Origin of the sequence: Spirillospora sp. NPDC049652, assembly GCF_040675125.1 — a bacterium.
Classification (GTDB): Bacteria; Actinomycetota; Actinomycetes; order Streptosporangiales; family Streptosporangiaceae; genus Spirillospora.
Map to the genome: position 1 here is coordinate 1 of NZ_JBFAOF010000969.1, position 2,623 is coordinate 2,623.

The 2,623-nt window shown below is 74.6% G+C and carries 4 protein-coding genes; 3 read left to right on the plus strand and 1 reads right to left on the minus strand.

Going from position 1 to position 2,623, the window contains the following annotated elements; translation table 11 throughout:
- Window positions 1–382, plus strand: a 382-nt coding sequence (locus tag AB0J52_RS35565; protein ID WP_500187314.1) for a DUF742 domain-containing protein, incomplete at its 5' end; no start/stop codon positions are given.
- Entirely contained in the window at window positions 363–971 is a 609-nt protein-coding gene (locus AB0J52_RS35570) for a GTP-binding protein (RefSeq protein ID WP_500187315.1), read from the plus strand. The genes AB0J52_RS35565 and AB0J52_RS35570, both read left to right, overlap by 20 nt.
- 110 nt (window positions 972–1,081) lie before the next feature.
- Here the strand turns inward: AB0J52_RS35570 and AB0J52_RS35575 are convergent, their stop codons facing one another.
- Window positions 1,082–1,807: a cupin domain-containing protein gene (locus tag AB0J52_RS35575; RefSeq protein ID WP_500187316.1), complete on the minus strand. Its 726-nt coding sequence runs from the start codon at window positions 1,805–1,807 to the stop codon at window positions 1,082–1,084.
- A gap of 493 nt (window positions 1,808–2,300) precedes the next feature.
- Between AB0J52_RS35575 and AB0J52_RS35580 the strand changes: the two genes are divergently transcribed.
- Window positions 2,301–2,623: GTP-binding protein (locus tag AB0J52_RS35580; RefSeq protein WP_500187317.1), on the plus strand; the 323-nt coding region annotated here is incomplete at its 3' end.

The window sequence follows — 2,623 nt, forward strand, 5'->3', positions numbered from 1 at the left end:
CGACGACGCGGCCGGCCCGGTCGTCCGGCCGTACGCCCTGACCGGCGGCCGCACCCAGTACGACGGCCACGACCTGGACATGGTCGCGCTCATCGAGACCGCGGCGGGACCGGAGGACTCCGGCCAGGTCCGCGGGCTGCGCCGGGGCGGGCACGCGGACGCCCTCGACCCGGAACATGAGATGATCTTGTCTCTTTGCCGCACTCCGTTGTCGGTCGTCGAGATAGCGTCGGACCTTGAACTCCCCCTCGGGGTCGTCCGGGTGCTCCTCGGCGACCTGCTCGACCGCTCGCTGGTCCGGGTCCGCCGGCCCGCACCGGTGGCCCAGTTCCCCGGCGAGCGCGTACTCAAGGAAGTGATTGATGGAATCCGTGCGCTCTGATCCTTCCCCACAGGGCGATTCGGCGCTGACCGTCAAGATCCTGGTCGCCGGGGGCTTCGGCGTCGGCAAGACCACCCTGGTCAGCGCGGTCAGCGAGATCCGGCCGCTGCGCACCGAGGAGGCGCTGACCGAACGCAGCATCGGGATCGACGACACCTCGGCCGTGGCGGGCAAGACGACCACGACCGTGGCGATGGACTTCGGCCGCATCACGCTGCCGAACGGCCTGGTCCTGTTCGTGTTCGGCACGCCCGGCCAGGACCGGTTCTGGTTCATGTGGGACGAGCTCGCCAAGGGCGCGCTCGGCGCGGTCGTGCTGGTGGACACCCGCCGGCTCGCCGACTGCTTCCCGTCGGTGGACTACTTCGAGCGGCGCAACCTGCCGTTCATCATCGGCGTGAACCGGTTCGAGGGCTCCGGCCTGCACACCCCGGACCAGGTCCGGGACGCGCTGGACCTGCCGCCCGACATCCCGGTGATCAACTGCGACGTGCGCGACCGCGAGTCGGCCAAGCAGGTGCTCATCACGCTGGTCGAGCACATCATGCGGTCGATGGTCCGCCGCGACCCGGGCGCGCTCACCCGCTGACACCGCCGCCGCCCGTCCCGCGCGCACCCCTTCGGCGCGCGGGGCGGCGGCCCGCCGCCCGCACGTCGGTCCGCCGACGCGCCGGGGTTCGGTCAGGTGCGGGGGTTCCGTCAGGTGCGGAAGTCGGCGAAGTCGAAGCCGGGCGACACCACGCAGCTCACCAGGACCTCCCGGTCCCCGGACGGCCGGGCCGCCTGCCAGTGCCCGGCCGGGACGACCGCCTGCGGCGCCTGCCCGCCGGTGACGTCCGGACCGAGCACGACCGTCTCGACCCCGGCGCCGGCCCCGGGGGACGGCGGCCGGTCCCCGTCCCCGCCGATGAGAAGGTCGAGCGGGCCGCCGGAGTGCCACAGCCACACCTCGTCCGAGCGGACGGCGTGCCACATCGACTCCTCGCCCGGCGGCAGCAGGAAGTAGATCCCGGTGGCGCTGACCCGCGCGCCCGGGTAGCCGTCCGGGGTGAACTCGTGCGCCGTCCGCCAGGTCTCCCGGTACCAGCCGCCCTCGGGGTGCGGCAGCAGGTCCAGCGCCTCGGCCGTCGCCGGGCGGACGAGCAGCGCGCTGTGCCGTCCGTCCGGGCCGCGCCGCAGGTAGCGCACCCGGCGCGCGGACGACGCGTCCACCACGCCGCGCGGCGGGCCCGCGGCCGGGGCGGGGTCGAGGTCGACCGCGACGACCTGGCCGCCCGCGCCGAACGCGGTGTCGGCGATCGCGAGCAGGTCGGCGGGGTCGGCTCCGTCGGGCACGTCCGGCCCCCACACCGCGCCGTGGTCGGCCAGGACGAACCGGGCCCCGGAGCGGCCGTTCCACGCGTCGAGCGTCGTCAGCAGCAGCACGGGACGACTGTAGCCCGCGCCGCCGCCGAGACCGCGCGGCGGTCCAGCACGGATGCGGCGACCGCTCGGGCCTCCGCCCGGGGGGCGGCCACCGTCCGGATGGATCAACACCGCCTCCGACGTGCGTTGATCGGATGTTGATCGCGGTCCGGAAGGGTGGGCGGAGCACGGTCGGGGACGCGTCGGGACGACCGCGGGGTCAGGGGAACCCGTGCGGGGGCCGTCCGGCCGCGGAGGCCGTGCGGACTTGAGCCGGATGGATGGCCGCGCCCCAGGGGGAAACCGGGCCCGGCCATCCACCGGCCAGGCCGTGGCCCTCGGGCACCGCCCGGCCGCCGCCTCGCCCCCACTAATCCGGTTGCCGCGCCGCGCGGCGTACGGGCATCGTGGGGCGGTCAGGCAGCCGAGCGAGGAGAACGGTCCCGAATGCGCCAGGTCCAGGTGATTGCTCAGAGCCGTATCCGGACGAGTGCACCCAGGGACCTGACCGCACATGACCACCCTCAACCTCGGCGTGCTCGCGCACGTGGACGCGGGGAAGACCAGCCTCACCGAACGACTCCTCTTCGACGCCGGCGCGATCGGCCGCCTCGGCGGCGTGGACGGCGGCGACACCCACACCGACACCGGTGACCTCGAACGCCGCCGGGGGATCACGATCCGCTCGGCCGTCGCGTCGTTCGCGCTCGGCGGGCTGACCGTCAACCTGGTGGACACGCCCGGCCACACCGACTTCACCGCCGAGGTGGAGCGCGCGCTGGGCGTGCTGGACGCCGCCGTCCTGGTGCTGTCGGCCGTGGAGGGCGTGCAGGCGCG

Bases quoted from the DNA above. Each gene is read 5' to 3' on its own strand.
- AB0J52_RS35570 (WP_500187315.1), top strand. From the start codon at position 363: ATGGAATCCGTGCGCTCTGATCCTTCCCCACAGGGCGATTCGGCGCTG.